The sequence below is a fragment of the Pirellulales bacterium genome (assembly GCA_035939775.1).
Classification (GTDB): domain Bacteria; phylum Planctomycetota; class Planctomycetia; order Pirellulales; family DATAWG01; genus DASZFO01.
In genome coordinates this window covers 1-26,520 of sequence record DASZFO010000064.1, presented here as the reverse complement: position 1 = coordinate 26,520, position 26,520 = coordinate 1, and the positions used below count along the sequence as shown (strand labels likewise).

The 26,520-nt window shown below is 62.4% G+C and carries 20 protein-coding genes; 4 read left to right on the top strand and 16 right to left on the bottom strand.

Annotated features, from left to right (window positions below):
• Window positions 1-60 precede the first annotated feature (60 nt).
• The 13 genes from VGY55_03210 to VGY55_03150 form a co-directional block, all read right to left on the bottom strand.
• Window positions 61-1,563: a hypothetical protein gene (locus tag VGY55_03210; protein HEV2968971.1), complete on the bottom strand. Its 1,503-nt coding sequence runs from the start codon at window positions 1,561-1,563 to the stop codon at window positions 61-63.
• 6 nt (window positions 1,564-1,569) lie between these two features.
• On the bottom strand, window positions 1,570-1,857 hold the full coding sequence (locus tag VGY55_03205) for an acylphosphatase (protein ID HEV2968970.1): 288 nt from the start codon (window positions 1,855-1,857) through the stop codon (window positions 1,570-1,572).
• Between the two features lie 203 nt (window positions 1,858-2,060).
• Complete coding sequence (locus tag VGY55_03200) at window positions 2,061-3,299, bottom strand: pitrilysin family protein (GenBank protein ID HEV2968969.1); 1,239 nt, start codon at window positions 3,297-3,299, stop codon at window positions 2,061-2,063.
• Between the two features lie 73 nt (window positions 3,300-3,372).
• Window positions 3,373-4,602, bottom strand: coding sequence for a pitrilysin family protein (locus tag VGY55_03195; GenBank protein HEV2968968.1), 1,230 nt, complete (start codon window positions 4,600-4,602; stop codon window positions 3,373-3,375).
• A 25-nt stretch (window positions 4,603-4,627) separates the two neighbouring features.
• On the bottom strand, window positions 4,628-5,185 hold the full coding sequence (locus tag VGY55_03190; GenBank protein HEV2968967.1) for an N-acetyltransferase: 558 nt from the start codon (window positions 5,183-5,185) through the stop codon (window positions 4,628-4,630).
• 498 nt (window positions 5,186-5,683) lie between these two features.
• Window positions 5,684-8,527, bottom strand: coding sequence for a hypothetical protein (locus VGY55_03185; GenBank protein HEV2968966.1), 2,844 nt, complete (start codon window positions 8,525-8,527; stop codon window positions 5,684-5,686).
• Window positions 8,528-8,635: 108 nt separating this feature from the next.
• Window positions 8,636-9,367 carry an endonuclease/exonuclease/phosphatase family protein gene (locus VGY55_03180; protein ID HEV2968965.1) on the bottom strand — a complete coding sequence of 244 codons (732 nt, stop codon included), beginning with the start codon at window positions 9,365-9,367 and terminating at the stop codon, window positions 8,636-8,638.
• A complete protein-coding gene (locus VGY55_03175; protein HEV2968964.1) occupies window positions 9,367-9,825 on the bottom strand; it encodes a YhcH/YjgK/YiaL family protein in 459 nt (152 codons plus the stop codon). The genes VGY55_03180 and VGY55_03175 overlap by 1 nt, the downstream gene beginning before the upstream one ends.
• Before the next feature lie 237 nt (window positions 9,826-10,062).
• Window positions 10,063-10,506 carry a hypothetical protein gene (locus VGY55_03170; protein HEV2968963.1) on the bottom strand — a complete coding sequence of 148 codons (444 nt, stop codon included), beginning with the start codon at window positions 10,504-10,506 and terminating at the stop codon, window positions 10,063-10,065.
• 288 nt (window positions 10,507-10,794) lie between these two features.
• Window positions 10,795-13,122, bottom strand: a complete 2,328-nt coding sequence (locus VGY55_03165) for a hypothetical protein (protein HEV2968962.1) — start codon at window positions 13,120-13,122, stop codon at window positions 10,795-10,797.
• Between the two features lie 141 nt (window positions 13,123-13,263).
• A complete protein-coding gene (locus tag VGY55_03160) occupies window positions 13,264-13,692 on the bottom strand; it encodes a hypothetical protein (protein ID HEV2968961.1) in 429 nt (142 codons plus the stop codon).
• Between the two features lie 51 nt (window positions 13,693-13,743).
• Window positions 13,744-14,001 (bottom strand): hypothetical protein, encoded by a 258-nt coding sequence (locus VGY55_03155; GenBank protein ID HEV2968960.1) that lies wholly within the window; start codon window positions 13,999-14,001, stop codon window positions 13,744-13,746.
• Window positions 14,002-14,333: 332 nt separating this feature from the next.
• A complete protein-coding gene (locus tag VGY55_03150) occupies window positions 14,334-15,143 on the bottom strand; it encodes an inositol monophosphatase family protein (protein HEV2968959.1) in 810 nt (269 codons plus the stop codon).
• 466 nt (window positions 15,144-15,609) lie between these two features.
• Here VGY55_03150 and VGY55_03145 point away from each other — a divergent pair, with 466 nt between their 5' ends.
• Window positions 15,610-16,431 carry a hypothetical protein gene (locus tag VGY55_03145; GenBank protein HEV2968958.1) on the top strand — a complete coding sequence of 274 codons (822 nt, stop codon included), beginning with the start codon at window positions 15,610-15,612 and terminating at the stop codon, window positions 16,429-16,431.
• 15 nt (window positions 16,432-16,446) lie between these two features.
• Here VGY55_03145 and VGY55_03140 read toward each other — a convergent pair whose 3' ends face one another.
• The gene (locus VGY55_03140) at window positions 16,447-19,044 is read right to left on the bottom strand and encodes an NPCBM/NEW2 domain-containing protein (GenBank protein ID HEV2968957.1); all 2,598 of its coding nucleotides are present in this window, start codon (window positions 19,042-19,044) and stop codon (window positions 16,447-16,449) included.
• Window positions 19,045-19,339: 295 nt separating this feature from the next.
• Here VGY55_03140 and VGY55_03135 point away from each other — a divergent pair, with 295 nt between their 5' ends.
• From VGY55_03135 to VGY55_03125, 3 genes are all read left to right on the top strand, one after another.
• Window positions 19,340-20,614, top strand: a complete 1,275-nt coding sequence (locus VGY55_03135; GenBank protein ID HEV2968956.1) for a hypothetical protein — start codon at window positions 19,340-19,342, stop codon at window positions 20,612-20,614.
• Window positions 20,614-24,114 (top strand): AAA family ATPase, encoded by a 3,501-nt coding sequence (locus VGY55_03130; GenBank protein ID HEV2968955.1) that lies wholly within the window; start codon window positions 20,614-20,616, stop codon window positions 24,112-24,114. The genes VGY55_03135 and VGY55_03130 overlap by 1 nt, the downstream gene beginning before the upstream one ends.
• A gap of 185 nt (window positions 24,115-24,299) precedes the next feature.
• Entirely contained in the window at window positions 24,300-24,908 is a 609-nt protein-coding gene (locus VGY55_03125) for a DUF1559 domain-containing protein (protein HEV2968954.1), read from the top strand.
• 100 nt (window positions 24,909-25,008) lie between these two features.
• Here the strand turns inward: VGY55_03125 and VGY55_03120 are convergent, their stop codons facing one another.
• Entirely contained in the window at window positions 25,009-25,794 is a 786-nt protein-coding gene (locus tag VGY55_03120) for an SDR family NAD(P)-dependent oxidoreductase (protein HEV2968953.1), read from the bottom strand.
• A 182-nt stretch (window positions 25,795-25,976) separates the two neighbouring features.
• Window positions 25,977-26,520 (bottom strand): hypothetical protein (locus VGY55_03115; GenBank protein ID HEV2968952.1); only part of this gene is annotated, 544 nt, incomplete at its 5' end.

Sequence of the window (26,520 nt, the reverse complement as noted above, 5' to 3'; positions counted from 1 at the left end):
TACAGACTCAATTCTACCACCGAGCGAGGGACCCATGCGATAGGAGCGACCTACCAGTTCTCACGCCAAATCCCGGTCCTCAAACAGCACCAGCGCCAGCAGCATGGCGACGGTGCTATACAGCAGGCAATAGCCCAGGGTGGCGTAGAGATAGATCGCCGGCACGGGATTGCCGGTCGAGACGGTGGCCTCGATGTCGAAATGGTCGAGCACCGGAAAGACGGCGGCGATCAAGCGGCCGACGAAGCGGATGATGCCGTACGTGTCGCCGATCCGCGACATGACGAGCATGGGGACCAAGTGCCCGACGACGTAAACCGACGAGCAGACGATCAGGTTCGCCAGCATCGGGAGCCGGGTCGAGAGGGCCACGCCGACGGCGGCCAGCATTACCGTCTCGAAGAAGGCCAGCAACAGGCCCGGAACGGAACTCATCATCGGCTGGAAGCAACTCTGCCAGATCGGCTCGAGCTGCGCGCTCTCGCGGGCGTCGTAGACCACTTTATAGGAGACGGTCACGAGAAACAGCGCCCCGAGAAACAGGAACATAAGGGCGGCCGGGAGCGTGACGCCGAGGAATTTTCCGAGAATGAACTGCCGCCGGCCAATCGGCTTGGAGAGAACGGTCATCGCCGTGCGCCCCTCGAGTTCGCTCGAGATCGATTCGCTGGCCGTCCAGATCGCCACGATGATCGCCAGCACCTTGATGAGCGTCACGTCGGAGAGCTTGAGCATCTTGACGTCTTCGCCGAACGTGTTGTAGGGGATGAACACCGCCATCACGATCGCGAAGGCCCCCAGCGCCATCACTACCTGAAACAACGGCTGGACCATGACCTCTCGCGCCGTGGCCAGGCCGATCGCCGAGATCTTCGGGCAGAGCAACTTGAAGAGCAAAAAGAACGCGACCAGCCCGACGAGTGCGGCCGCGGTGTTCGGAATCGCGGCGACCTCGGGATACTCTTCGGTCGTCGTGCCGGTGAACTGGATTTGGGCCGGTTTGTCGCTGAGGTTCTTCACTGCCAGGATCGAACTGTCGCCATAAAACAGGTTGTTCTCATGCTCGGCCCGCTTCCATTCATACGGTTCCTTGTGCACCAATTCGATCCGCGATTCCTTGGCTTCCTTGATGATGCCATATTCGACGAGGGTTAGCGTGAGGTCCTGGTCGCTTTCAATCTTGAGCGTTTTCAACTCCGACGGGCGAATGTCGAGTTCGACCCGCTGATCTTTCGCGCCGGGGATGATCGTCTCCGATATATCCAGTAGTCCGGCCGTTGGGAGCCGACGGAGCGACCGCAGCAGATCGCGGACTGGTACGACGGGCGAGGCCGCCACCGCACCGACCGCGAGGATCACGGCCAAAAGCAGAACCGGCGTAAGGAACCCTTCGCGCGGGCTGTCGTTGAGAAACATGCCCGCTTTGCGCGAGACGAGCCGAATTAGACCGTACGCCACGGCAAGGATAAGCAAGCCCGCGAAGGCCCCGGCGCCGATCAACCACGGCGGCGTGAGCCAGGTTGAAAGCGCGGCCAATGGAAGCGGCAGGACAGGGAGATTCATCATGCTTTAGTACCGCACATCAAAGCCCTGAAACTCGCCGCTGGCGGGTCCGGTGGTGGTGTTCGCATCCCGGATATAACGCCCCATTTCGACTTGGATTCGCTGAAGTAAACGATCGAGTTCGGCGGCTCGCCCTTCGGCGACGACAAGCACCCGGCCGTCGGGAAGATTCTGCACATACCCATTCACGTCGAAATGGCCGGCGATCCGCGCGGCCGTGTAGCGAAAGCCCACGCCCTGGACCTGGCCGCGAAAATGCACCACCCGCCGCTCACGCGACTCGCCACCGCTCACCGCACGCTCTCCTCTCGGCCGTTCGGTCGAAGGTGAAGCGTCCAGTATACGGGCGAACGAGCGCCGATTCCAGCGGCCGGATACCTTGGCTCGTAGCTGACTCGCAAGAATTCATGTGCCCCACGTGCGACCAGCGAATTCCGCTACGGACCTTCCTACGCAGCCGGATAAAGCGGAGTTCGCCGCCCGATCAATTCCACCGATCAATTCGGCGGCGGGAGACGGTCGAGTGGGCCGATGGCCACGGAAGTCGAGCGGCTGAGCGGGTACTTGGCCAAGACAGTCGCAAGCTGCTCCAAGGTGATCGCTTCGACCGCGTCCAGATCGTCCGACACGCTGCGATAAGCCCGCCGATGCGTCCAATTCGTGCCGACTGAGAATAGCCGGCCCCGCGGCCGTTCGCTCCCCAACACCACCCGCGAGTTGATCTTGCTCTTGGCCTGAGCCAACTCGGGGGCGGTGAAGCCGTCTTGCTCGGCTTGGCGGTAGATGTCGAGCACGCGCTGCAGGTTTTTCGCGGCGAATTCGGGATCGCAGCTCAGATACGTCAAGAATGCTCCCGCGCCCATGTACTCGTAATGGTGCAAGCTGGCATTCTCCGCCAATCCCGGATCGACCAACTCCCAATACAGCCGGCTGCCGGAATCGTCGCCTAGGATGGTGGTGAGCAGCTTGGCGGCATAGCGGTCGTCGTCGGTCGCGGACGGGGCGTCCGACATTTCGAGCAAATACTCCTGCGTGGCCGAAGGCTTGGCGATCACTTCGAATCCCGATTTCGTTGCGACCCGCGAAATCTCACGCGGGGCATCTACCTGTTCCCAGCCGCCGCAAACTTTTTCCGTGGTGCCGACCAAGGCGTCGAAGTCGATCCGCCCGGCCGCCGCGAGCACGATATTGGCCGGCGAATAGCGGCGGGCAAAATACTTCCGCATCGCCTCGACCGGCAGCGCCGCGATGCTCTCGGCCGTTCCCAGCACGCTATGGCCGAGCGGGTGCCGGCCAAAATGGGCGGCCCGGCATTTATCGTCCGCCCCGAACGGCGGCTGGTCTTCGTACATCTTGATCTCTTCGATGATCACTTGCTTCTCGGTGTCGAAATCCTCCTTCCGCAGCGCCGGGCGGAGGATGTCGCCGAGGAGCTGCACGATTGGCTCCTGAAACTCAGGCAGCACCGCGGCGTAATAGACCGTGCTCTCTTCGCTGGTGAAGGCGTTGTAATGCGCCCCCATTTCGTCGAACTCGCGGTTCACGTCCTCGGCGCTGCGTTTGGCCGTTCCCTTGAACATCATGTGCTCGAGGAAATGGCTCACGCCGGCCACATCGGCTGTTTCATCGCGAGCGCCCGTCTGAACGAAGAAGCCCAAGGCCGAGGAATGAGCCTCGGCGTTGCACTCGGCGACGATTTCCAGCCCGTTGCCGAGCGTTGTGTTGCGGAATTCCACTTGGACCCCCTATGACTGGATGTTCATCGCAATTGGGTGGCGCTGGCCAGCGAAGTCGGCCAGTGCCGGCAAGTTAAACCGCAAGCGCTCGCGGTCCGAGGGTGACGATCGTAAAATCGCTCGGCGGATGGGCGGCGAGATAAGCGTTGATCGAATCGCATGTCAGAGCGTCGACCAACTGACCGATCTCGTCCAGCGTGCGCACCCGCCCAAGGTGATACCAATCGCGGGCGATCGACGAGCTGCGCGAAGAACTCGATTCTTGCTGCATCACGAGCGAACTCTTCACGCGTGCCTTGAGCCGGGACAATTCGTTGGGTTCGATTCCCGCCGCGAGCCGCTTGAGTTCGCCGAGCGTCACGTCGAGCGTTTCTTGTGCCCGTTCGGCCGTCGTCCCGGCATAGCAGAGCACGCTCGCTCGATCGCGGAGCGTATGATACGAGGCGTAGACCGTGTAGCAGAGGCCACGCTTCTCGCGAACCTCAGTGAACAACCGCGAACTCATCCCGCCGCTCAGCACGCCGACGGCGCCCGAGGCCTGAAAGTAATCGGGGTGGCGATACGGCACGCTGTCGTAGGCGATGCCGACGTGCGTCTGATTCCCCTCATGCGCGACGTGATCGACCCTCGCGCCGAGCGGCCCCGGCTCGATCTCGGGACGATCGAGCGGCTCCCAATCGCCGAGCAAGCCGCCGATTAAGTCGACGAGCCGCTTCCAATCAATCCGGCCGGCAACGCCGAGAATCACGCCGTTGGGGCGATAGAGGCGGGCGTATTGCCGCCGAATTTCCTCGATGCTGATCGCTTCGAGCGATTGCATTTCCCCTTCGCTCGGCTTGCCCAAGGGGTCGGGATAATGCCGCCGCCGAAGCTCGAGCATGACCTTGTGTCCCGGCTCGTCTTCGATGGCCCGGAGTTCCTGAATCGCTACCAGGCGGCCGGCCTCGAGTTGGTCGGCTGGAAGGTGGGCCGAACGGAGCAGATCGGCATAAATCGTCAGAGCGGCGGGGAGGTTCTTCGCGAGCGTTGCGCCGCTAAAGCTGGTGTGCATCGTCGAGACGGATTCGCCGCGCTGCACGCCGAGGTTCTCGAGGTCTTCGATAAACCGCCGGCTGTCGCGGCTCCCGGCCCCGCGGAGCGACATTTCACACACGAGCGTGCCGAGTCCGCCGCGATCGGGAGGGTCGTAGGCGGCGCCGGCCGGAACCAGCACCGTAAAGGCTGCCGATTCCAGTGATTGCATTGGCTCGGCGACCAATACCAATCCGTTGGCGAACTGACGCGTTTGGATGTCTTGCGACACGAGGAGCGGGGGTCAGGGGTGGAGGTCAGGAGTACGCAACCTCCACTACCTTATAGATGGTGCGGACTTTCTGAAACCCCATCCGCCGATAGAGGCGGATCGCCCCGTCGTTTTGCGATGTCACCTCAAGAAACACCTGTCGCAGCCCGGCGCTTTGAAAACCTTGCAAAGCCTTGAGCATCAGCGCTCGACCCAGCCCCTGATCGCGGTACTCCGGCACGACCCCTAGATTCTGCACGGCCCCCATCCCGTTGCGATCGATGATCCCTTGGATCGTTCCACAATACTCCGGTTCGCCATTGGGGAAGGTGCGGGCCACCAGCCAAGTCGCGGCGGGCAAAAACCCAGGTTTTTCGGCAATCTCGCTCATCAGCCGAATGCAGCCGGGCAGTTCTCCCAGGCAGGGAAATACATTGGCATCGATCTCGAAACGGAAGCTCGAATACTTTGTTTCAGCATGGGTTTCCAGAAGCGACTCGTCCCAGCGAACGAAGGAAAAGTCTGGGGGCAGAGCCGCATTGGAGAAATCACGACCGGCCAAGTCGATTTCCATCCGGAAGCGTTTGAAATAGGTCAGACCCATCTGACGAAGCCTTGCGAAGGCTCCCACGGAAACGAGCGCAAATACCGGCTCTGGGGCGTCGAAATTATGCAAATCGAGTGCCAAGAGTAATCTATCGGGTGGGTGTGCGGGGGTCAACTTTTTTTTGGAAAGAATCGCAACGAGCCGGGTGGCGTCAGCTCTCGGATGTCCGTATGCGGCGTCAACTTTCTTGTGGTGCGAATCGCGGCCTGAAGCCGCCATTTAAAGCCAATTCTTTGATCGGCCGCCGCCATCCCGCCGCGGCGACTTTTCGCCTGTCGCCGTAAGAACCGGCAGATCATGCCTTTTGGACGCTCATTGCGCTTTGTACCAGGTGCCACTGGCCAGCAACGTCGGCCAGTGCCGAGTCACCATTCGAGACGCGATCGTGCGGTCATCTCAGCTCGCGGGCCCGCACTGGCCGACTTCGCTGGCCAGTGCCACACTCTAAGCTCGCCAACGCCACACTGTTCCGCTGCCAGTGAGGCATGCAGGCCGTTACGGAGCGATCTTGCCTTCGCGATTACGGCGCTGCATTTGGAGTTGAGCGTCGAATGAGAGCTTGCCTTGCTCCACGGCCAATTCCGCGTCCAGCCCGCGAAACCAGTCGAGCGGCGGCGATTGAAATCCGTCGGGCGGAGAACCGCCAGCGGAGAGGGGGACAGTCCCCTTTTGTTCCCGACCATCTTGCGATAGTGCCCGCCCCACAAAAGGGGACAGTCCCCGGCGGTTCTCGCCCTTCATCGCCGTGGAAGTCCAGATCGGAAACTCCCCTTCGGGCTTCACGAGTTCAAAATGGCCGCCGACGGGTGAGACGAGATTAGCATCCAGCAGCCGCTCGCCGATGGTCATCGCCTGCTCCGGCGCGACGCCGAGTTGCGTGGTCAGCGAGTGCAGAAAGCGCGAGTTTCCCTCGGCGATTTGTCGGGCCCGCGAGTAGCCGTGCGAATTGCTGAACTCAGCGAGCTTCGATTGCGTCACGTCTCCGACGTGCAGCCACAATTGGGCCGGCCTCTCGGAATCGACGATCTTCAACTGCGGGGTCACGGCCGCGAGAGTTTCCCGTTGCGGTGCGGCGACGGTGATCGGTCCGATCTGTCGCTCCCACATGAGTCTCGTCTGAACGTAACCATCCGGATCGTGTGGCTGATCAGCCCGCCCGAGGCCGAGCAGCCCCAGGATGCCCGGCGTCGGCCAGGCGCCGACATAGAACGGGATCGAACTCAACAAACCGCCGCGCGGCTCCGCAGGGCCATTGCGCGCATCGAATGGCTCGGCATTACGGACACCGACGAATAGGTGATACGGCCCGCCTTGCGCCACGCCGCCGGGAATGATCGACTGAAACAGCGACAAAACGCTTCCCGACACGAAACCTTCGACGGTCAGCACGTCACTGGGAATCGGGGCGAGCCGCTGCCGCTCGGCTGGTCCAAGCAAACGCATCGCCAGCGAATAGTGTTGCGGCGCGAGCGGGAGCATCCGCACCGCAATGCCGACTCGCTCGCGATCGTTTTCGACCCCAAGCTGTTTTACCGAGGCGACGATCGGGTCCATTCGGCCAAGCTGGCTTTGAAACGATTCGGCGAAGCGGGCGTATGCAGCCGTCTCGGCACGGGTCACGCCGCGCAGGTTCACGTCCGGCACCGGGACGAACGAGCCTTCCGCCCCGCGGAGCGAATCGCTCGCCTGGCCATCCTGTTCGAGAACTAGCCGGCTGCCGTCTGGCCGCTCAAGAACGCCTTTCGGCAAGTAGCCGCCGGCGACGAGCTGCTCGAGCGTCGCGCTCGGCGCCCCTTCGGCCTGAGCGGCGAGGCGGGCCATCTCGACGAGATTGATTTCGGTGGCCGATCGCAGCCGCCGCGTCATTTCAATCTGATAGGCGGGACTGGCCAACTGCCGAAAGAATTCCTCCGAGAGAAACGCGAACACGGTGTCGTTGCGGTCCTCCGGCAAGATCGTCCGGCCGTAACGAAAATCGGCCGCGTCGGCCAGCGCTCCCTTGCCGCTGCCAGCCGCGAAGAATCGCTCGACCACCGCTCGCGAGGTGGTCACCAAATGGAAATCGCCATCGATGGCATAGAACGACCGCACGCGATTGTCGGGCGTGGACAGGAACGACACCGTGTGGCCGGAGACTTCGACTTTCTGGTCGGTGCAGCCCGGTTCGTTCTTCAGGGCCTCTTCTCGCTGCCGATTGAAGTCGGATGAGAGGCCGAAATTGTTGCGGGCCTGGAATAGCATTCCAATCGCAGCCCCTTCGCGGAAGAACGTGTCGTCGCCGATCAGGGCCACGTCGGCAATCACGGTCGGCCCGAGCAGCGCGGAGAGCGGCGTCTCATGCAAGGAAAGCTGCCGCTCGAGCCGCGCGTTCATGTTGTAATTCACTCCGCGGGCCGTCATCAGGTTCCGCAAATCGCCCCCCCACTCGTCAAGCCGCCGGCGAAACCATTGATAGTTGTCGAAGCTGCCGAACCGGAGATATAGGCACTCGGCGGGAACGTGCGCGGCGATCGGCTCGATCCTTAGTTCGCGCGGCGGCGGCACTTCCTCGAGCGCCGTCATCTGAACCGGCTGCGGAACCGGCTGGTCGGCGGCTTCGGGGTTCGATCCGCTGCCGAGCATGATCTCGCGTTCCATCGCGGCCCGGGTCGCCTCGGTTCCAGCTAAGAGCCCGGCGGCCTGGCCGATGTCGGATTGCCGCCCACCAAGCAGCGACCGATTCGGCTCCTCGGGCGCCGGCAGCGAAAGCCGACGCGAGAGCATCGCCGCGAGATATGTGTCGACTAAATGCGGATACTCATCATTGCGGTTCGTCCGAATCGGGATCGGCAGGATTTGACCAGCCAAATCGGCCAAGGGGCGCGAACGGGTTGCGTATTCCCGCCACCATTCGCCGAGCAAGCGGGCGTGCAGACTTGCGTCGTTTTGCGGCGCGATCTGCCGCTCGATGGCTGTCGGAGCATAAAGCGTGAGTTCGAGCGGCGAGTCTCCTTTGAACAGGAAATAGACCGTCACACTCTGCGGACGGTCCAGGAAGTCGCGCAACAGTCCTCGAAGCGGTGCTTGTCCAAAGGTCGAATAAAGCGCTCGACCATTCTTCTCGGCGAGCGTAAATTCGTCCTCGGGCACTGAAGGAGCGCCGACTCCGCGCGGCAGCGCGACCGTCAACTTGCCGACGCCGAAGGGGCTTCCCGCTGCCGCGACGATCTCCTCCTGTGCCGGCTGAGCGCGAAGTTGCAACAGCCGCGGGCGCTGTGCGACGGCTGAAGCGGCACACAGCGACACGGCAACCCCCACCGCCGCGCCGACAAGTCGATTCAATGCAACGCCTCGAAACATCACGATAGCCCTCCTTGATCGGTCGGATAACCGCCTGCCGGTTTTCGATTCCCCAATCCAAAATCCAAAATCGAGAATCCAAAATCGAGAATCGTCTATCGCTTCATGCTACGGCCCTGCCAGCGCGGAATCCAGGTGAAAGTCGACAACCAGCGGCAGATGGTCCGACGCTCGCCGCGCGAGCCACGAGTGAATGATGCGCACGTGGCGAACAAAAACCGTGCCGCGAACGAACATTTTGTCGAGCGATCCCAATGGTAAATAAGCAGGAAACGAGCGGAACCGCGAGGCCGGCGCCGTCATGTGCGCGAAACCCAAATGCCCGAGAGCCGCGCGCGGCAGCGTATTCCGCCAATCGTTGTAATCACCGACCAGGATCGTCGGCAACGCGGCCGACTCGCGGAACAGATGATGCCCCAGCAAATGCCCGATCTGCCAATGCCGTTCTCGCTCCGCCAGCCCGAGGTGCAGGTTGACCAAATGCAGCGGGCCCTCGGGAGTTTGGACGACGGCCAACTGCGCCCCGCGGGGCTTCTTCGCCTTCAGCCGCAGGGAAATCTGATGCTTGCTCGTTAGCGGCCAGCGCGACAAGATTAGATTGCCGTACGCGCCGCGGCGCAGATGCACGTTCGGCTGATAGAGGACGGCGGCCGACTTGAAATACTCGGCCAACAGCCGCGGCTGATCGTCGAACCCCGACCGCCGCACGTGGCGATCGACTTCTTGCAGACAAACTAAATCCGGATTCTCCGTCTCGATCACGTCGATAATCCGATCGAGCCGATAGCGGCGATCCCGGCCGCCGATCCCTTTGTGCATGTTGTAGCTCAGCACTCGCATCAAAGCGCCCAATCCACAGCCACCTTGACGACCACCTTCAACACCTCCCCGTCGCCCGCCAGCGGCGCGTGCGCGTCGCTCGGATAGAAGATGGCGAACCGGCCAGGATGCAGATCGAGCCAACTCTCGGGCCGGTCCGCAAAGAACTGTATGTCGCGGGTCGAGTCGAACGGCGCTTCCGGCGCGGCGCAGTCGGCCAACGGCCGCCAGCCGATCGATTCCTGTCCCGAGAGGCAGCATTGAATGTCGATGAATTTCCGGTGAACCTCGAGCTTCGCCGCTTGCCGCCCGCGTCCGGAGTCGTGGGCGACGAGGGCAAAGAGTCGGTTGCCTTCCAACTCGTGCCGTCCTTCAAGAAGCTGGCCCGGCGAGACGGACCGCAAGTACGCGAAGGCGGCCGAAAAACCGCGATGCAGCGCGAAATACGGCTCGGCGGCGGCCAGTGCGTCGAGAATCATGGTGCAAGTCTCCGCCGCGAGCATAGCCGACGCGGCGGCCCAAGATCAACCGGCCTGAGCCTATCCGACAACCGCCGGGGACTGTCCCCCTTTTGCGCAGTCCGCGGAGCAAAACGGGGACTGTCCCCTTTGCCCTGGCGGTTCTCGGATAGGTTCCTGGCAACGCAAGACAAGAGCCGCTGGCGTCCCAGCGACTCTTGCAGTCGCTCGGCGTTGTGGCCGAGCGGGTCAGCACGCTCAATTGATGGCGGTGGTCTTCCAGAATTGGGCCGCGTAGGTGGTCTTCAGGCCCGCGGCCGTCAGAGCGTTTTGTGCTACGTCGAATCCACCCCAGTCGGTGCTGATCGTGGACGAGGTGACGACGAACCGGCCGCCGGATTGCTGTTGTCCCTTGGGGTCGGTGAAGTACAGGTCGTACACGTAAACATTCGCCGTCTGTGGCGGCGCTTGCACGGCGACGCAACTGCCGCCGTTGCAAGCGGCTGCGCCGCCAATGAATACGCCACACGACGGATGGTAACATCCATAGTACCCACATCCGCCGTGGTGGTAGTGATGGCAATGGCTGTAACACGTCGTCGGACAACCGGCTTGCGCCGAACCGGCTCCTACGAACGCGAAGCACCCGATCGCCGCGATGCTGGCGGCGACAATGGTCGAGAACCTGCCGAGTCGAGACATAATTCACTCCTGCTGTAGCGTACAGCGTTGCAATGTGCGGGCGGGTTGCGATGTGCAGCCCTGCCGACAGGAGATTGCCAAATCTCGTTCGCGCCGGACAAGATTCTTCGCGTAGGAAGGGACTGCATTTCTGATTGCGTCCGCGATTCGCCGGCCGCGCAAGTTTTATTGACACGAACGATGGGACCGAGTTAGATTTCGAGATGGAAGCCCGCTCCGGACCGGCGGGTTTTTCAAGCCCTGTAACGCCCCGCGCTGCAGCCTCCTGCACGCGGGGCTTTCTTTTCGTCAATAAAGTACGACGAGTTCGCGGGGCTTGGCTTGATTGGCGAAACGAATCCAGAGCAAGTGATCGCCGGAGGAGTATTTGAACGACTTGGAATCCAGCGGCTGGCCGGCGAGAGTGATCGAGCGTGGCTCTTTCGGCGAATGGAGTAGGACGATGGCCGGGGTGTCGCCGACTCCCTCGACCGTCAATGTGAACGATGCGCCATCGCCTTCGCGCGGCACCGCCTTGCAGGCCGACGCCAGGAGCTGCGGCGCGGCGACCTTGGTAGCCATGAGATCGCGCAAGAAGTATCGCGAACCGGGAGCGAGTTCGATCGTCTCCTGGACTCGCAGCTCCGGATCGAACAGGTTGATCCAGCGTCCCAGCAGCAGCTTCGTTTCGCCGCCGATCGATTCATCCAAGCCGGCCGCGATGACATAAGGTCCACGACGAAGCAGCAGAAAATTCGTCTCGCGCCAGGCGATGCTGGCACTCGCGGCGGCCTTCTTGACGGTTTCGATCAGTCGGGCTTCCCCTTTCGCGCTCGCAGCAAGCCCGGCCGGATCCTCGCGCAGCCAAATCACGCGACCGTTTCCGACCGTGGCCAGTTTGCCTTCTTGCAGCGAAGCCGCTTCAGTTGCGTTCAGTCCAAATTGCTCGAACAGGTGCTCGCGAGGCGTCGCGTAGTTGTAGCCTTTCCGAGAACCGCCCACAGAGAGGGGGACAGTCCCCTTTTTTTCCGCCACACCCTCACCCCCGTTCGACAAGCTCACGGCAGGCCGGCCCTCTCCCGTCAAGGGAGAGGGAGAAGTCGTGGACGGTCCCCGGCGGTTCTCGTCGCTGTTCCACCATTCGTGAACGCGATTGTAAGGATCGCCATCGTCGTCGCACACGATCAGCACTCCGCCATGCTTCACCCAATCGACCAACGGCGCATGAACCCGGGGGTCGAGCGGCTTCATGCCGTGATAGGAGAGGAGCAGCACGCGGAATCCGTCGAGATAGTTCGGGACCGTGACGTTTTCAAGCTGGACGGGCGCGATCGGCATTCCGCGCTTCAACAAGGGCAACGCCAGGCCGTAGACGTTGCTCAGGTGCAGGTCGCTCGAACCCGGCTCGCCGCGCTCGAACATCAGCGAATCGCTCACGAGCAGTCCGATCCCCGCCGTACCGCAGTCCCACGCCACCGCCGGCTGATTCATGTCGTTGAGCGAGTTGATGACCGTTTGCACCTCGGTGGCGTAGGCCGGCGGAATCGGTTCGCGAACCTCCGGATTGCCGGCGGCTGGGTAATGCCCGGCGAAGACCCGCTCGGGCCAGGGGCTCACCTCATAGCGCCAAACCTCCGGCTGCAAGAGCGAGGCGGTGAGCGTCGATTCCCAATTCCGCCGGTAGTCGTCCCAACTGTGCCGGGGATTGTCTTCAACTGGGTCGTTCAGATACCAAACGGTCCGCCCGGTGGCGCGGACCAGGTTTTGAGCCGCCCCGTATTCGAGAAACGCCGTCTCGAACGTCCGTTCGCGAAGCTGCCCGCGAAACACGTTGGGAGTGCGCGCGGTGCCGGTCCAGACCTGGGCAATATAACCATCGCAGCCGGCCAGCCGCGCGAGGCTCGATTCCGGGCTCACGATGTGCCATTGAGCGTAGTTGAGCAGGCTGTGCGTGGGGACGTAGCAGCGCACATGGCGGCCGGTGCGGCGATTGTAATCCTGCACGTAGTTGAAGATCTGCTGAAGCGTTCGTCGGTAGAGATAGTATTTGAGCTTCGCCGATCGCCATTGGGCATCGACCGACGTCTCGGGTGACTGCCAATCTTCGCCGTAGTAACTGCGCCATTCTTTCTGGAATGCTTTGGAGTAGCCTGCGCGGACCCAAAACTCCGGCTCTTCGAGGTGAATCGCCTCAGCGCCCGCATCCAGCGCTCGCTGCACTCCGGCACAAAGAAACTTGCCGTAACCCTCCGTGGGACACATGTAAGGAATGTCGCGGTTGTGAAGGATTTTGTTCCCGTCGCGGTCGGTCTGAGCTTCGTCGTCGTGGCTCGCGCCGTCGAACCGGCCGTCGAGATACTCGCGATAGTTGCCCCAAGCCGCGCCCGTCATCACGTGGACGCGATAACCGTGCTCGCGCCACGATTGGATTCGCTCGGGCAATCTGCGATCGATGCCGTATACAATCGCGACGTCGGATCGTAAATCCGCGGCGTCGCTATAGGCATGACTTGTCTGAAAACAAGTGCGCTCGAGATTCTGCAACGGATCGCGGGGCACTTCCGGCTCCGCCCCCGCGGCAAGCAACGAACGCCACAGCAGCACGGCAAACACCAGCCAGAACGGCGATTTAGGCATGAATAGCTTATATGCCGGGCCAGCAGCGCAATCAAGCGGCTGCGGCATACAAGCGATCGAAAGAAAAAGGGCTCAAAAGTTTTGGCCCCTCTTTCCGCTTTCTTTTCCCTTATCCCTCTTTTCCCCGCCTACGGCGCATGGTCAGGCGTCTGACTCCGCGTAGTGCGCTGACATCATGATAGACTCGCACTCGGTTATCTCTGACGCCTGCTGCTTCTCTCGTGAGCAGCCATACGCGCCCAATACAAGTTCCTCATGCGCTAGCCGATACCAGACTCTGCCAAAATCTTTGCCAATTAGATAGCTGAATCCGCCGAACATCGATCCGCCATCGGCAATCTGTGTGGCGTCGAATGGCGCACTCATCCCGGCACGAGAGACAAACTTTTGTGCCAGCGACAAGCAAGCCTCAGGTGTCGCTGCGCCGCGCAGATCGTGACGGTAGACTTGCGATATCTGAAGGCAACCGATGCCTGAATCTCGCCGTGCGAGAATCATATTGCCCATCGAACGGAACATCCATGCCTGCGGCGCCTCAAGCCGGAGTCCATCTATTAGCAAACTTCCCATGGCAGCACATGAATCGACCAGGACGATTTATTATCGATGGCTTGGCCAGGATTAAGCCGTGCGTTCGCGCGTCCCGGGCAGCACACCGGCAACACTTCCCATTGCGGATAGCAACATGGCTCCGGCGACAATCAGGAGACGATATTCGCTCACGGCTCGAGCGCCGGCAATCATTCCAGCCTGTTGGGCCGCCGCGACGCTTTCCGGATGGTGTGAGCCGGCGATGCCGCCGGCGACGGCCCCTATCAGGAAGCAAGCGACGAAGTAAAGCACGACAAACCATAGAAATGCAAATAATACCTTCTTCATTGCAGAGTCCTCAATTTGGAGAGGGAAGCGCGAGTGGGCGAGCGCGCGTTGCGGTGGTTATTGCGATCTCTGGCGCTGAGATCGAGTGTCGGCACCCGTATTGAAAAGCTAGCACACCGCGGCGGGCGACGAGCGGGGGTGTAGAGCATTAGAGACAAGCGGTATGTCCAATTGTCCCGGTCTGACCCGCGTGACCGCCACGGCCCGCACAGCATGGCTTCGCGAGCGTAAGAAACGCAGAAGTCTGGCGGCGCTCACCCGCTTTTGGTATTGCCTTTAATGCTGCGATTGCTGTCGGTCCGCGACCCGTGTTTCTGTCCGACGGAATCGCTTCAGCCGACGATCGCCCGCAATTGCCGGTGAAGGTGCTCGGTCGCGGCGCTAATGAATTGCGGGCGATCGAGGTGGAAAGGGGCGCCATCTAAGCCCGTGATTAGGCCGCCGGCTTCTCGGATCAGGAGCGATCCGGCGGCGACGTCCCAAATCTTCGTCTCGCGGGCCCAATAGGCGTCGAATCGGCCGGCGGCGACGTAGCAGAGGTTCAAGGCCGCCGATCCCGTCCGGCGGACCGACTGGCAGGCGACGATCACCTCGGCGAAGTCCTTCAGCACGCGCGAGCCGGGTTCGACCTTGGGCGGAAAACTGGCCGCGACCAACGCGTGAGACAATTCGGTCGCTTGGCTCACGGCCAATCGCCGACCGTTCAAAAACGCCCCGCCGCCCTGGACGGCGGTGAAGCATTCCCCGGCCACCGGATTGAATACGCAGCCGACCAGCACTTCGCCAGCTTGTTCCAAGGCGATGGAAACCGCGAACTCCGGCACATGATGAACGTAATTGGTCGTTCCGTCGAGCGGATCGACAATCCAACGGTAACGGCCGTTCAACTGGCCGGCTGGGCGGGCGGAATCGCGCGCTTGGCCGGCGATTGCCGGTAGAACTGGATCCTCCTCGCTCAAGAAATCGTGGTCGGGAAACGCCGTCAGGAGGATGCTGCGCACGACCTCCTGGGAAGCGATGTCGGCCTCCGTCACCAGGTCGGACGGCGCCTTTTCGCGGACGCTGAACCGATCTGCCCATTCCAGCAGCACGGCCCCTCCGGCTCGGGCCGCCTGTTCGCAAATCGCTAGGAAATCGGGCATTAGGTTGCTTCCGGGCCGAGTTGAGTTTCGCTTCGATTATAATGCTGGCCGGACGCAATGCGAGGCGAACAAGGGCAAGTCTCTGTTGACGGAATCGATTTGCACCGTACTATGCCGGCCGCCATGACCTGGGCTGCGACAATATCCACTAGCCCGGTGGCCATTCACGATCCGTCTCGAATCTCGCTCGCGGCGATCAAACCCGGCCGAGCAAAATAATTTTGACAATTTTTTCGCAAGATGCTGGACACTGGCATCGAAGCTGGTATCATCAGGGGTGTTGCGAGTTGAAGGGTTTCAAGCGAGTGAAGAGATCGGCGAATTTGGGCCGATCGAGTGCGAACGCCTTATAACATTATTCGTCGCCAAGCTTGGCCTCTTCTCTGTTCCGGCCCCGCCGTTTCACGCAAGTGGACGGCGGGGTTTTTTCGTTGAGTGACCTTCTCGCGGAGCCGGCAAACGCGCGATGCAATCCTCTCCCTGGCGAATCGACGGCCACACGGCGCGGCTTGAGTCCGCGACGTTTCGAGCCGAGATCGATCTGCTGAATCCGTCGGCCGGTGTCAGCCGTCTCGAGGTGCGCGGCGCGGCAATAAGCGATGGCGCGTTATTTCGCGTCAAGCTGCCTCCGTTCTCTTCGGCTTACTCGGTCGGAGAGGTGTCCACGTCCGGTGCGTCGGGTCAATCTGCCCACGAGCGGTCGCTCGACTTCTTTTCGCGCGGCAATGATCTTGTCGCCGTCTATGGCGAGGCGGCGGGCAATCCATTCCGCGCGCAGATCTATTGGCGGCTCTTGCCCGCGCTGCCGTTCGACTCGGCCGACAACACGAATCAGTCGATCGCCGCCCTGGAATTGATCCTGTCGATTCAAACCAGCTTGCTCGATAGCGATCCGGCTCTGGCGGTCGAGACAAACCTCGCGACGAACAAGATTAGCCAACTTACCGAAAGCAATAATTGTCGCTTTGTTGATCTGCCGATCCCCAGCGCTTCCGAGTTGGTCAACGCCAACCTCGCAACGGGATGCTTCGTATTTCGTCCGGCGAATGCTCGCATGGTTTACATCGAGATGGTCCACCCGGCCGACTTCCGTCACTCGACGCTCGAACGCGTTGGCCAGAGCGGCACGTTGCGCCTGGCTCACCGCCTCTTCGCCGAGCGCCTGGAAAAAGGCGTCATCCTCCGCTCGCGGATTCGGGGGATCTTTGCCGCCGCCGAAACCGATCTCGCGGCGATCTCGCGGGCTTATCAGGAATTCGCCGAATCCGAGCCGCCGCTCACGGCCTAGGCACGACGCTTGCCGTTAGTTGCCGACCGAAATTGGTGGGGCTTGCCGCGGGCAACGCTCGAAATCTTGCTGAGTTCGCGCGAGATAGATGTGGTCGAAAAGCGCGTAGTCGCCGTCGGGACTGGCGAGAGTGATGCCATTCAGCTCGCCGCCGCCGAAGTCCTGATAGAGATCGCGAACGACCAGCGTCCATTGCTCCGGCGCGCGATCTGCCAGGCGGATGGCGCGCAGCTCGGGCGGCGTCTGCGGCGGATTGCCGGCGAAATACCGCGAGTGCATGGTCGTGCCGCCGCGCGCGGCATTCGCGCCGCCGGCCAAGTCCAGCTCGAGTTGCTGAAGATCGACGTGACCCGATTGCTCGCGCTGCTCCAAGTTCTGAAGCGTTCCGGCTTGCGCCGGCGAGAGCGTATGCTCCTTTTGCAGCGCTTGCAATGCGTCGAGCTGCTTCCGTCCCTGTGCCAACGAATTGTTCAATCGCTTGATCTGCTTCAATAGCTGCGTGCGGTCTTCGCGCTGCGGGCCGAGATCGGCGCCGAGAACAGAATCCAGATCCACGGCAATCTGCGACCCGCCCTTCTTTCGCCAGGCGAAGCAGATATAGCGGTATTCGCCGAATCGCGGGTTTTCGCGGATCGGTAGACTCAGGTTCGTCAGCGTGACCTGCGTTTTTTCGCCGGCGACCTTGATGCTGGTGTCGCCGGAGAAACGGTCGAGCGGGACGACGCTGCTGCGTCCGTCGCCCGTATTCGGCCCGTCGCTCGATTTCAATTGAATCGGCGGCTGGGGCGCATCTTCGAACACTTCCGCCAGGCTCGGCAGCTTATCGACGATCGCCATCGACCGCCAATCCACGAATGATTTGTCTCCTCGCGAAACAAATCGCACCTCCAGCGCAATGGGACGGTTGTGGAATCGATCGACCGGCACGGCCAGCGGCGTGGTCGGTCCCCAGCGGGCCGGCACGTCGAAATCGCCGACTTGCTTTCCGTCGATGCGGACGATCATTTGGGTGGGCGAGGTTTGCCCGCCGTCCGGATTGCGGCTGGCGTAGAACAGCAACCAGTTCTGATCGGATTCCAATTGCAGATTGCGGGTGAGCGTGAGCGAGGCGTCTTGCGGACGGAACTCGAAGTGAAATCGCCGATCGTAAGGGTTCGCGCCGTCCCAGCGACTGAGCCAGGTCATCTTTTCCTTGCCGCCGCCGGCAACAGTCCACCCGTCCCAGCCCGGCAGCAAGCGATCCAAGCGGTCGTGAACCTCCGTGCGGAGCGAGCCGAGATCGAGATTCACCTGCGGCTCGAGCCAATCGACCACGTCGCGAATGTCGAATGGATCGGCCCCCTCGGGACGGTCGGCGTGGGCCGGATGTGCGACCAGGATCAACTCCGCTCCGGCCGACCCGCCCACCGGCAACGTGCCCGTGTCGACCGTCTCGTCGGAGCCGATCAAGTGTTTGCTGCGAAATAGCGGCTCGCCCTCTGCCTGGTTGGCGTAAACGATCGCTCGCGCGCAGCCTCCCTTGCCGACGACCTGATCCAAGCCGACGCGGCTCCGGAATGATTGGACGCATGCCGGCAATGGGAAGTGCATCTCCGTGTAGGCGTGCATCCCCAAACCCCAACCCGCTTCTTGCCCGCCACTTTGCAGTGGGCCTCCCTGCACGTTTCGATCGATCTGCGGCCGCCAGCCGGCTGCTAGGGCCGATCGCAATTTGATGTCGCTCGGTTCGACGAGCGACAGCGGCACCTGATGCGGCCCGAAGAATCGCCGCGTCAGCACCCGCGGATAGCGAACCCAAAGCGGATCGAGCGACCAGGCCGGTTGCACGCAGGGGAGCCAGCTTTCGGGATTGTTTGGATCGCCCCAAAACATCGGCTGAACGCGGTCGGCCGACGCAGTGACCTTCAGCCCGTCGAGCGTTTCCAATCTCGTCAGGCGTTCTTTGCAATCGGGCGTGAGCAGCGCCACTTGTTCGAAATAGGCGTCCCACCAATCCAGCCGCGGCATGTGCAATTCGGCCAGATCGGCGAAGCGCACTTCGCGCCGCTCGCTCTCCGTCAGCACCGAGACACCCGTGGCATTGAACCGGATGGCGCGAAACGAAAGCTGCCGGCCATCCTTGAAGAAGAGCGTGGCCGGCTCGTATTGGTCGCTCGATCGCCGCTCCCAGACGATCCGGCGCAACCATCGGGTTAGCACGCGCACACTCGACGATGGCTGCATGCCATCGAGGAACGTCAAAGGAATCGTCGGCTCGACGATCAGATGCGCCGGCAACTCCCCTTCTTCGAGCGTCGAGTTGCTGCCGCAGCCGCTCACCCGCCCCGGCAGGCAATCGCCGCCGAACATTTCGACAAACGCGGCCGGCTGCGTCGCCTGCTCAGGTGTCTCCTTCTTGAGCCAGCGGATTTGATTGGATTGATCGAACAGCGGCTTGCCGTTGAGCCGCGGCTGATTGCTGTTCGCCCAGTCGGTTAGATGCCCACCCGTGATCCGGTTGCCGTCGGTGAAGACGGCCGTATAGTGCATGTCTTCCGCCAAGATCGAACTGGCTGCCAGCATCGTCGCGCCAAAGCTGACCGCTAGGCAAAAGACTACAGCGAACTTAGGCATGCTCGATCGGAGAATCGGGGAATTGGCGGGTAAGCGAGGAATGATCGTGCGGCTGCGAGGCAGATTGTGTTGTCGAGCCACCGACCACTTCATCTTAATTGGCCGCTCCAAGGCAGTACAAGCGGACTGCTAGCATCTGCAAGCCCAAACGGCATAGCACGATCTCCCGTGCTCCGCTAAACTCCCCAATTGTCGCGGCACGGCTGCGTCGTTTGCCGCACTCGGCCCGGAGCGCCGCGGAGGGCGTTCCCTGCAGACACGGTGCAGTCATCGTCCATTGCGCAGGGAGGCGTATATGCTGAGCAAGCCGTTTCGATTTCTTCAGGCGTCGGGTTTTCATCTGGAACAGCCCCCTTATGGGTTGACGGAAGTTCCCGATCATCTGGCCGAATTGCTCGCCGACGCTCCCTACCGCGCGGCGACGCGAGTCTTCGATCTGGCGATTTCCGAAACGGTCGATTTCGTTCTGCTGGCGGGCAACCTGGTGCATCCCAATCGCTCCGGCCCACGGGGCCTGGCATTCTTGTATGAGCAGTTCGCGCGCCTGGCCGAGCGCGGCATCGCCGTTTACTGGGCGGCCAGCGAGACCGATTGTCGTCCACAATGGCCGCCGAGCTTGGTTTGGCCGCGAAACGTGCATGTTTTTTCTGGGCACCGCGTCGAGCGATTGGTCCACTCTCGCGATGGAATTCCCATTTGTCAGATTTCTGGTCGCAGCTTCGATGAAACCGTCTCCGACGGAACGGGCGAGACCGCTGCGGTGTTTCTCGACGAATTCGCCGCGGGCGCCGACGACCAGTTCACGATTGCGGTGGTGCCGCGCGAGTTGGACTTCACTGCGCTAGCCGCACATTCGGTGCACTATTGGGCCCTCGGTGGCGCCGCGAACGGCGCAACGCCGCTCGCGCTCTCAAATCCGCAGCGCGTGGCCCACGTTGCCGGTAGCCCTCAAGGACGCTGCCCCGCGCAAATCGGCCCGCACGGCTGCACGCTCGTAAAGGTTGACGAGGCGTCGCAGTTTCAATTGGTTCCCGTGGCGACCGACGTGGTTCGATGGCATCAGGAGCGGATTATCGTCGCCGCCGGCACGTCGCGCGACGAGTTGGACCCTCTATTCCATGAACGATTGAAAGCGCTCACGGCCGCGACGCCCGACCGTACGCTGCTAATCCATTGGACCATCTCCGGCGACGGGCCGCTGCTGAAGGAAGCCCGCCGGACCGCCTTGCCGGCCGAATTGATATCGAGCTTGCGCGTCGAATACGGCTTTCGTGCGCCGGCAGCCTGGACCTTATCGATCGAAATTGAGCCGCCAGCATTGCCCGACGAATGGTTCGAGCAAGAAACATTGCTGGGCGAGTTCTTGCGGGCTGTGCGGAGCCGAGAGATTTCGGACGCCGAGCCGCTGGACGTGCAGCCCTATCTTTCGGAGAAGCAACGGGCCGGAACATGGGCCGGTTTGGCGACGATCGTCGAGCCGGCCGTGCGCCGCTCGATCTTGCGAAAGGCCGCGCTCTTGGGGTCCGAGCTGCTTCGTCCCGACGACGCCGGTGCAAAGGAACTCGCGTGATGAAATTCGACGATCTGAAGATTGACGGTTTCGGCGTGTGGAGCGGCCTCGAATTGCAGGAGCTTTCCGCCGGATTGAACGTGTTCTACGGTCCGAACGAGGCCGGCAAGACGACGCTGCTGCAGTTCGCGCGCGCGATGCTGTATGGATTCTCGCCCGAGCGACGAGCGCGGTATCTGCCGCCGGTGCACGGTGGCCGTGGCAGCGGCTCGCTCGGCATCACGAGTCCGGCAGGCCGGTTTCGCGTGAGCCGCATCGATCGCCCGAACGTGCCGTTGGGCGAGGTCACGGTCGCCGCCGCCGATGGCACGATCCAAGGCGATCCGCAGTTGCGAGACCTGCTGGCGGACGTGGACGAGAGCGTTTTCAATAATGTGTTTGCCGTCGGCCTTGGCGAAATGCAGGAACTTGGAACACTCGATGGAACGGCGGTCGCCCGACTGCTCTACGATCTTTCCACCGGCTTGGACCGCGTGTCGCTGGGCGAAGTGATGCGCGAACTCGAATCGTCGCGCATGCGGCTCCTTTCGCCCGACGATCGTCCGTCGCAAATCGGTGAGCTGGTGGCGAAGCGCGGCAAGCTGCGAGGCGAACTGGATGAACTCAGCACGTTGACGGCACGGCATTGGCGGTTGGCCGGCGATCGAGATCGTCTCGCGCAGGAGATTGCCCGCGCGGAAACCGAAGCCGCGGAAGCGGAGCGCGAAGCACGCGTCGTCGAGTTGGCCGCTTCGCTCGAGCCGAAGTGGCAGGCCCGCGCCGCGCTCGACGAGCAGATCGCCGCGGTGGGCCCGCCGAGTAGTTTGCCTCCGAATGCGCTGGCGCGGATGGATCGGCTGAAAGAACGGCTCCATGGCTGCCGCCGGATGTTGAAGCGGATCGGCCGCAGATGGAAGGAGCAGCGCAATCAGCTCGCTAGCCTCCAAGTCAACGAGCCCCTCTGGAAGCAATCTCCGCGGATTTTGGCCTTGGCGGAAAATGAGTCGTGGATCGTCGCCGCCGAGCAACAGCTACGCGACGCCGAGGCGGCCGTTGCGAAAGTCGAGCAACGGGAAACCGGGGCTGGCAAGAGCGCCGCTTCGCCGGGCTCGAGCGTCGCGAAACTGCCAGCAGGCGTTTCCCATAAAGCGATTGCCGCGCTGCGCGCCCCGGCCGCCGATCTGCGGACCAAAAGCCGTGCGGCGCGCGAAGCCAAGCAGGCGGTCGGTCAATTCCATGAGCAGGCGACCGATCACCATGAGACCGTGGAAAAAGCGTTGCTCGCGGCCGGCCAGACCGATTTGCCCGCCGCGCTCGAAAGGGCGGGCAATCTGACCTCGCAGCTCCGCCGCCGCGTGCAACTCGACGACCGCCTGGATCGCATGGTTCGGCATCGGGCCGACTTGGAAGAGCAGAGCCACGAGCTGCTCGAACGGCAGATTCTGCCGGGGTGGATTCTGGCCAGCCTCGGTGGCGTGTTCGTGCTGGGCGTGCTGCTGGTGGTGATCGGACTGTTCTTGCCGACGAAAATCTTCGGCTCGTTCGGCGGGACCCTCGCCGTGCTGGGCATTCTCGCTTTCGGGGCGGCCGCAGCCGCGAAGTGGCTCTTGGAAAAATCGGCGGCGCGGCAGCTCGACTCGTGCCGCAAGCAGCTTACGATGCTCGAAGCCCAAACCAAGCAAGCTCAGCAAGAGCGCGACACGCTCGACGAGCAATTGCCCAAAGGGGGCGGCAATCTCACGGTGCGCCTCCAAGCGGCCGAAGCCGATCTGGCAAAGCTCGAAGACCTGATGCCGCACGACGCCAAACGCGCCACCGCTGGGCAAGAGGCCGGCTCCGCCGAAAAGCGGGCGGCCGAAGCTCGCGATGAACTCAAGGCGGCCCACCGCCGCTGGCAAGCGGCACTGATTGCCGCCGGCTTGCCGAAGAATCTCGCACCCAAACAGATTGGCCAACTCATTCGCCATAGCTCGATGACAAACGATTCCCAGCGCCGGTTGCGCGAAGCGTGCGACGAGCGCGATCGCCGGAAGCGCGAGCTGGCTGCCTTCGCCGCGCGAATCGAGCCGCTGTTTGTTGACGCGGAGTTGTTGCCCGACAGTGCATCACCCGTCGAGCAGATTCGTCAACTGCGGCGCCAGGCAGCGGAACAGGAGAAGCTGGTCGCGCGCCGCGATTCGATCCGCCGGCGACTTCGCAAGCTGCGGCGAGGGCGGAAGAAATACCGGCTGACACTCAGTCGCCTCAAGCGGCGGCGCTCGACGCTCTTGCATTGGGCGGGAGTTAGCGACGAAGCGGAATTTGCCCGCCGCGCCGCCGAACGCGGCCAAGTCGACCAATTGCACCGCCGCCGCAACGCTCTCGACCGGGAGTTGAAGGATGCCTGCGCGGGCGTTTGCGCCGACGCGGAGTTGACCGGCTTGCTTGGCGGCGCCGCTCGGCAGCAGTTTCCCCAGCATCGCGCGGACGCCGCCGAGCGCTTGCAAACGGCTCGCCGTGCACTGAACAGCCTCTTCGAGCAACGCGGCCAGTTTAATGAGCAGTTGCGGGCGCTCGCGGACGATCACGGCATCGGCCGCAAACAGTTGGAGTTGAGCGTGATTGAAGAGCGATTGAAAGAGGCTGTATCGCGGTGGCAGGTGCTCGCCACGACACGAATGATATTGGAATCCATCAAGAACGATTACGAGCGAAACCGTCAGCCCGAGACGCTCCGCGAGGCCTCCGCCTATTTGGCCCGGATGACCGGGGGGCGGTATCGCCGCGTCTGGACGCCGTTGGGCGAAGACGTGCTGCGGGTGGATGATTCGACGGGCCACGCCTTGCCGATCGAAGTGCTCAGCCGCGGCACGCGCGAGCAGTTGTTCTTGAGCCTGCGGATGGCGTTGGTCGGCTCGTATGCCCGCCGCGGGGCTTCGATGCCGCTGGTGCTCGACGACGTGCTGGTGAATTTCGACATGGACCGGGCGCGGGCGGCGGCCGCCGTGCTCCGCGACTTCGCCGCCGATGGGCATCAGCTCCTCGTCTTCACTTGCCACGAGCATTTGGCCGCGATGTTCAAATCGCTCGACGTTCGCGTGCGCCGCTTGCCGAGCAATGCCGATCTTTCGGAGTTGCCGGAGCCGCACGCGGAGTTGGAAGCCGCGCCGGCGGAACCGCCGAAGCGACGGCGGTCCCGGCCCAAGCCGGAACCCGTCGTTGCACCCGTTGCGATCGCACCGGAGCCACCGCGGCGCGAGGCGCCGCCGGCCGCTCTGCCGATCGCCACGGAGATCGTCGCCCGTGAGCCGATTGTTCCGAGCGTGATCGTCGAGCCGATGAAACCTCCCGTGCGACGGCCGGCGGTCGTTCTCCAACATCGGGCCGATCCGGCGCATAAGCGGATCATCTTGGGCCGCATTCGCCGCGGCTGGTCGGCCGAGGAATTCGAGGGCGAACTCGAAGACCGCGTCGCCGGCGTCTTCGCGGCCGACGGGCACGTCGCCGAGGAAGACCTCAACGGCGACACTTCGGACATTTGATTCTGCGCCGTCGTTCGCCGGCTTCGCCAGGAAACGCGTTGCATGAACGGCCCTGCCATACGATCGCCGCTGAATTCCCTTCAAGGTCCGATGAGCATTCATTCTCAGTTGCCAGAATGTTAGACTGATGGACATTCTGAGATTCGTTCGATTCCCGGCCCATCACACACGGGGAAGCATGGGGCATGATCCAGGGAATTGCAAAGCCGTCTGATTCGCGGCGAGGGGCCACGCTGATCGAAACCCTTGTCGTGCTATTCATTATTGCAGCGCTGCTCGCCATTCTACTGCCAGCGGTTCAACGAGCGCGAGAGGCGGCGATGAATGCCGTATGCAAGAACAACCTTCACCAACTCGCGTCGGCAATGGCGCACCTTTTGGAGGCGAGAAAGAAATTACCCGACCCTCCTCAGCCGAACGCCGTGAGCGGATGGGCGATCGCAATCCTGCCGTTTATGGAGGACAGATTGCTCGCTGCTCAATTGACAGGTAACCCGAACGTCAATCAGCAATCTCTCTTGCCGATTATTGGTCGCCGACCACGGATAATGAGCTGCCCATTTGCTTGGGAAGGAGACAGTAACGTCCCGTCCGTTCCAGCGAGCCATTACGCATTCTTGCCCCAACCGCCTTACTCGTTCCTTTTGGGCGACGTTACGCTCAAGTCCCGCATTGCTTGGGTGCAAAGTCCCGAAGTAGATTTATTGTCGCAACCTGCTGGCGAAGGACCGCATTCAGGAGGCTATCACATTGCGAGTAGTAGTGGCGGCGTTACGTTTTATCCAGGCAACTAGTTGCCGAATGGTTGGCTGCCGAGAAGTTTGCATCGCCATGAATGCGAAGGCAGAGCCTTCGCGGCAGTGCATTCCGAGGCGGAGCCTCGGAGCGAGGATGTCAGCCGTATCGCGCGAGGATTCGCCGGACGACGCCGGGGAAGAGGCGGTTCAACGCGCAGATCAGGCGGCCAAGCGAATTGGGAATAGTCTCGTGGCGGCCCTTGCGGATGGCTCGCACGGTGGCTCGAGCGACCGCGTCAGCCGAAACTCCCCGTTGCTCCGGCCAGAGCGTGCCGCTGGTGCGCTCGACGACGTGCTCGGAAAATTCGGTCTCGGTCGTGCCGGGGCTCACCAAGAGCACGTCGATGCCAAGCTTGGACAGCTCCGCCCGCAGCGAATCCGTGAAACCGCGCAGAGCGAACTTGGTCGCGCAGTATTCGCTGGTTCGCGGCGTGGCGAAATGACCGAGGATCGAGCCGATGTTGACGACAATCGGCCGATCGCCTTGCTTTAGGAGCGGCAAGGCCTCGCGGGTCAATTCGACCGCGGCAAAGAAATTGACCTCAAACAGCCGCCGCAGCCGCGCGGGATCCGCCTCATCGAAGCGGCCGTAGGCGCCGATCCCGGCGTTGTTCACGAGGATATCGAGACCGCCGAATCGCTCTTGTGCTCGGTCGAGCGCGGCTCGTCGCACGGCCAGATCGGTCACGTCGCCGGTTACGCATTCCACTTGTCCGCCCGCTGCGGAAATCTCGGCGGCAACTCGTTTGAGTTGTTCCTCACGCCGCGCGATCAGCACGACACGCGATCCTTGTCGGGCCAATTCAATTGCAATCGCCCGGCCGATCCCTCCGGAGGCGCCCGTGATGAGTGATCGAGAACCAGGGATGGTGCGATGAGCCACGGGAAATCAATGGTAGGTGCGGGGTGCCATGCCCACGGCTCTGCGTGGGCATGTTTTTTGTGGACGCGATGTCAACTGAACAAGCCCACGCGAGCGATCGCGTGAATTGGCGAGAGATACTCCGTTGGCGCTCGCGTGAGCATGGCACCCGCGCAGGCTAAAGCCTGAACTCCAACGGATCGTTACCTCGGCGGAATCTTGCGGCGGACGTGGCCGTTCTTGCTCGGGTGGGGCGGGCCATTGTCGACGTGTACGTTTTCCGCGTGGCCGTTCGCGCTTTGCCCGTTGTTGCTCTGCCCATTCAATCGCGGGCGGATCGCCGTCGCCTCCTCGCGGATGCGGCCGAGATGGTTCTCGGCGATCCGGCAGTGGATCACGACGCGGCTGTCCTGATAGCTCTTGGAGAGCACCTCGCCATGCGCGGCGAGGAACGCCTGCAGCCGCCCGTTTTCCACGCCTGTCTCGACGTCGACATCCACGAATCCGCGACTGATGGCGTCGCTCACCGCCCCGGCCAGTTGCGGCAACCCGGTGCCGCTTCGCGCGCTGATCGCCAGAGCGTTCGGGTAGCGAACCAGCAGACCATTCAAATTCCGCGGTTCCGCGGCATCGACCTTATTGAGCACCAGGATCGTGTCTTTGGCCTCGATCCCCAGCTCCTCGAGCACGTCGTAAACGGCGGCGATCTGATCGCCGGCCGCCGGATTGCTCGCGTCGGCCACGTGC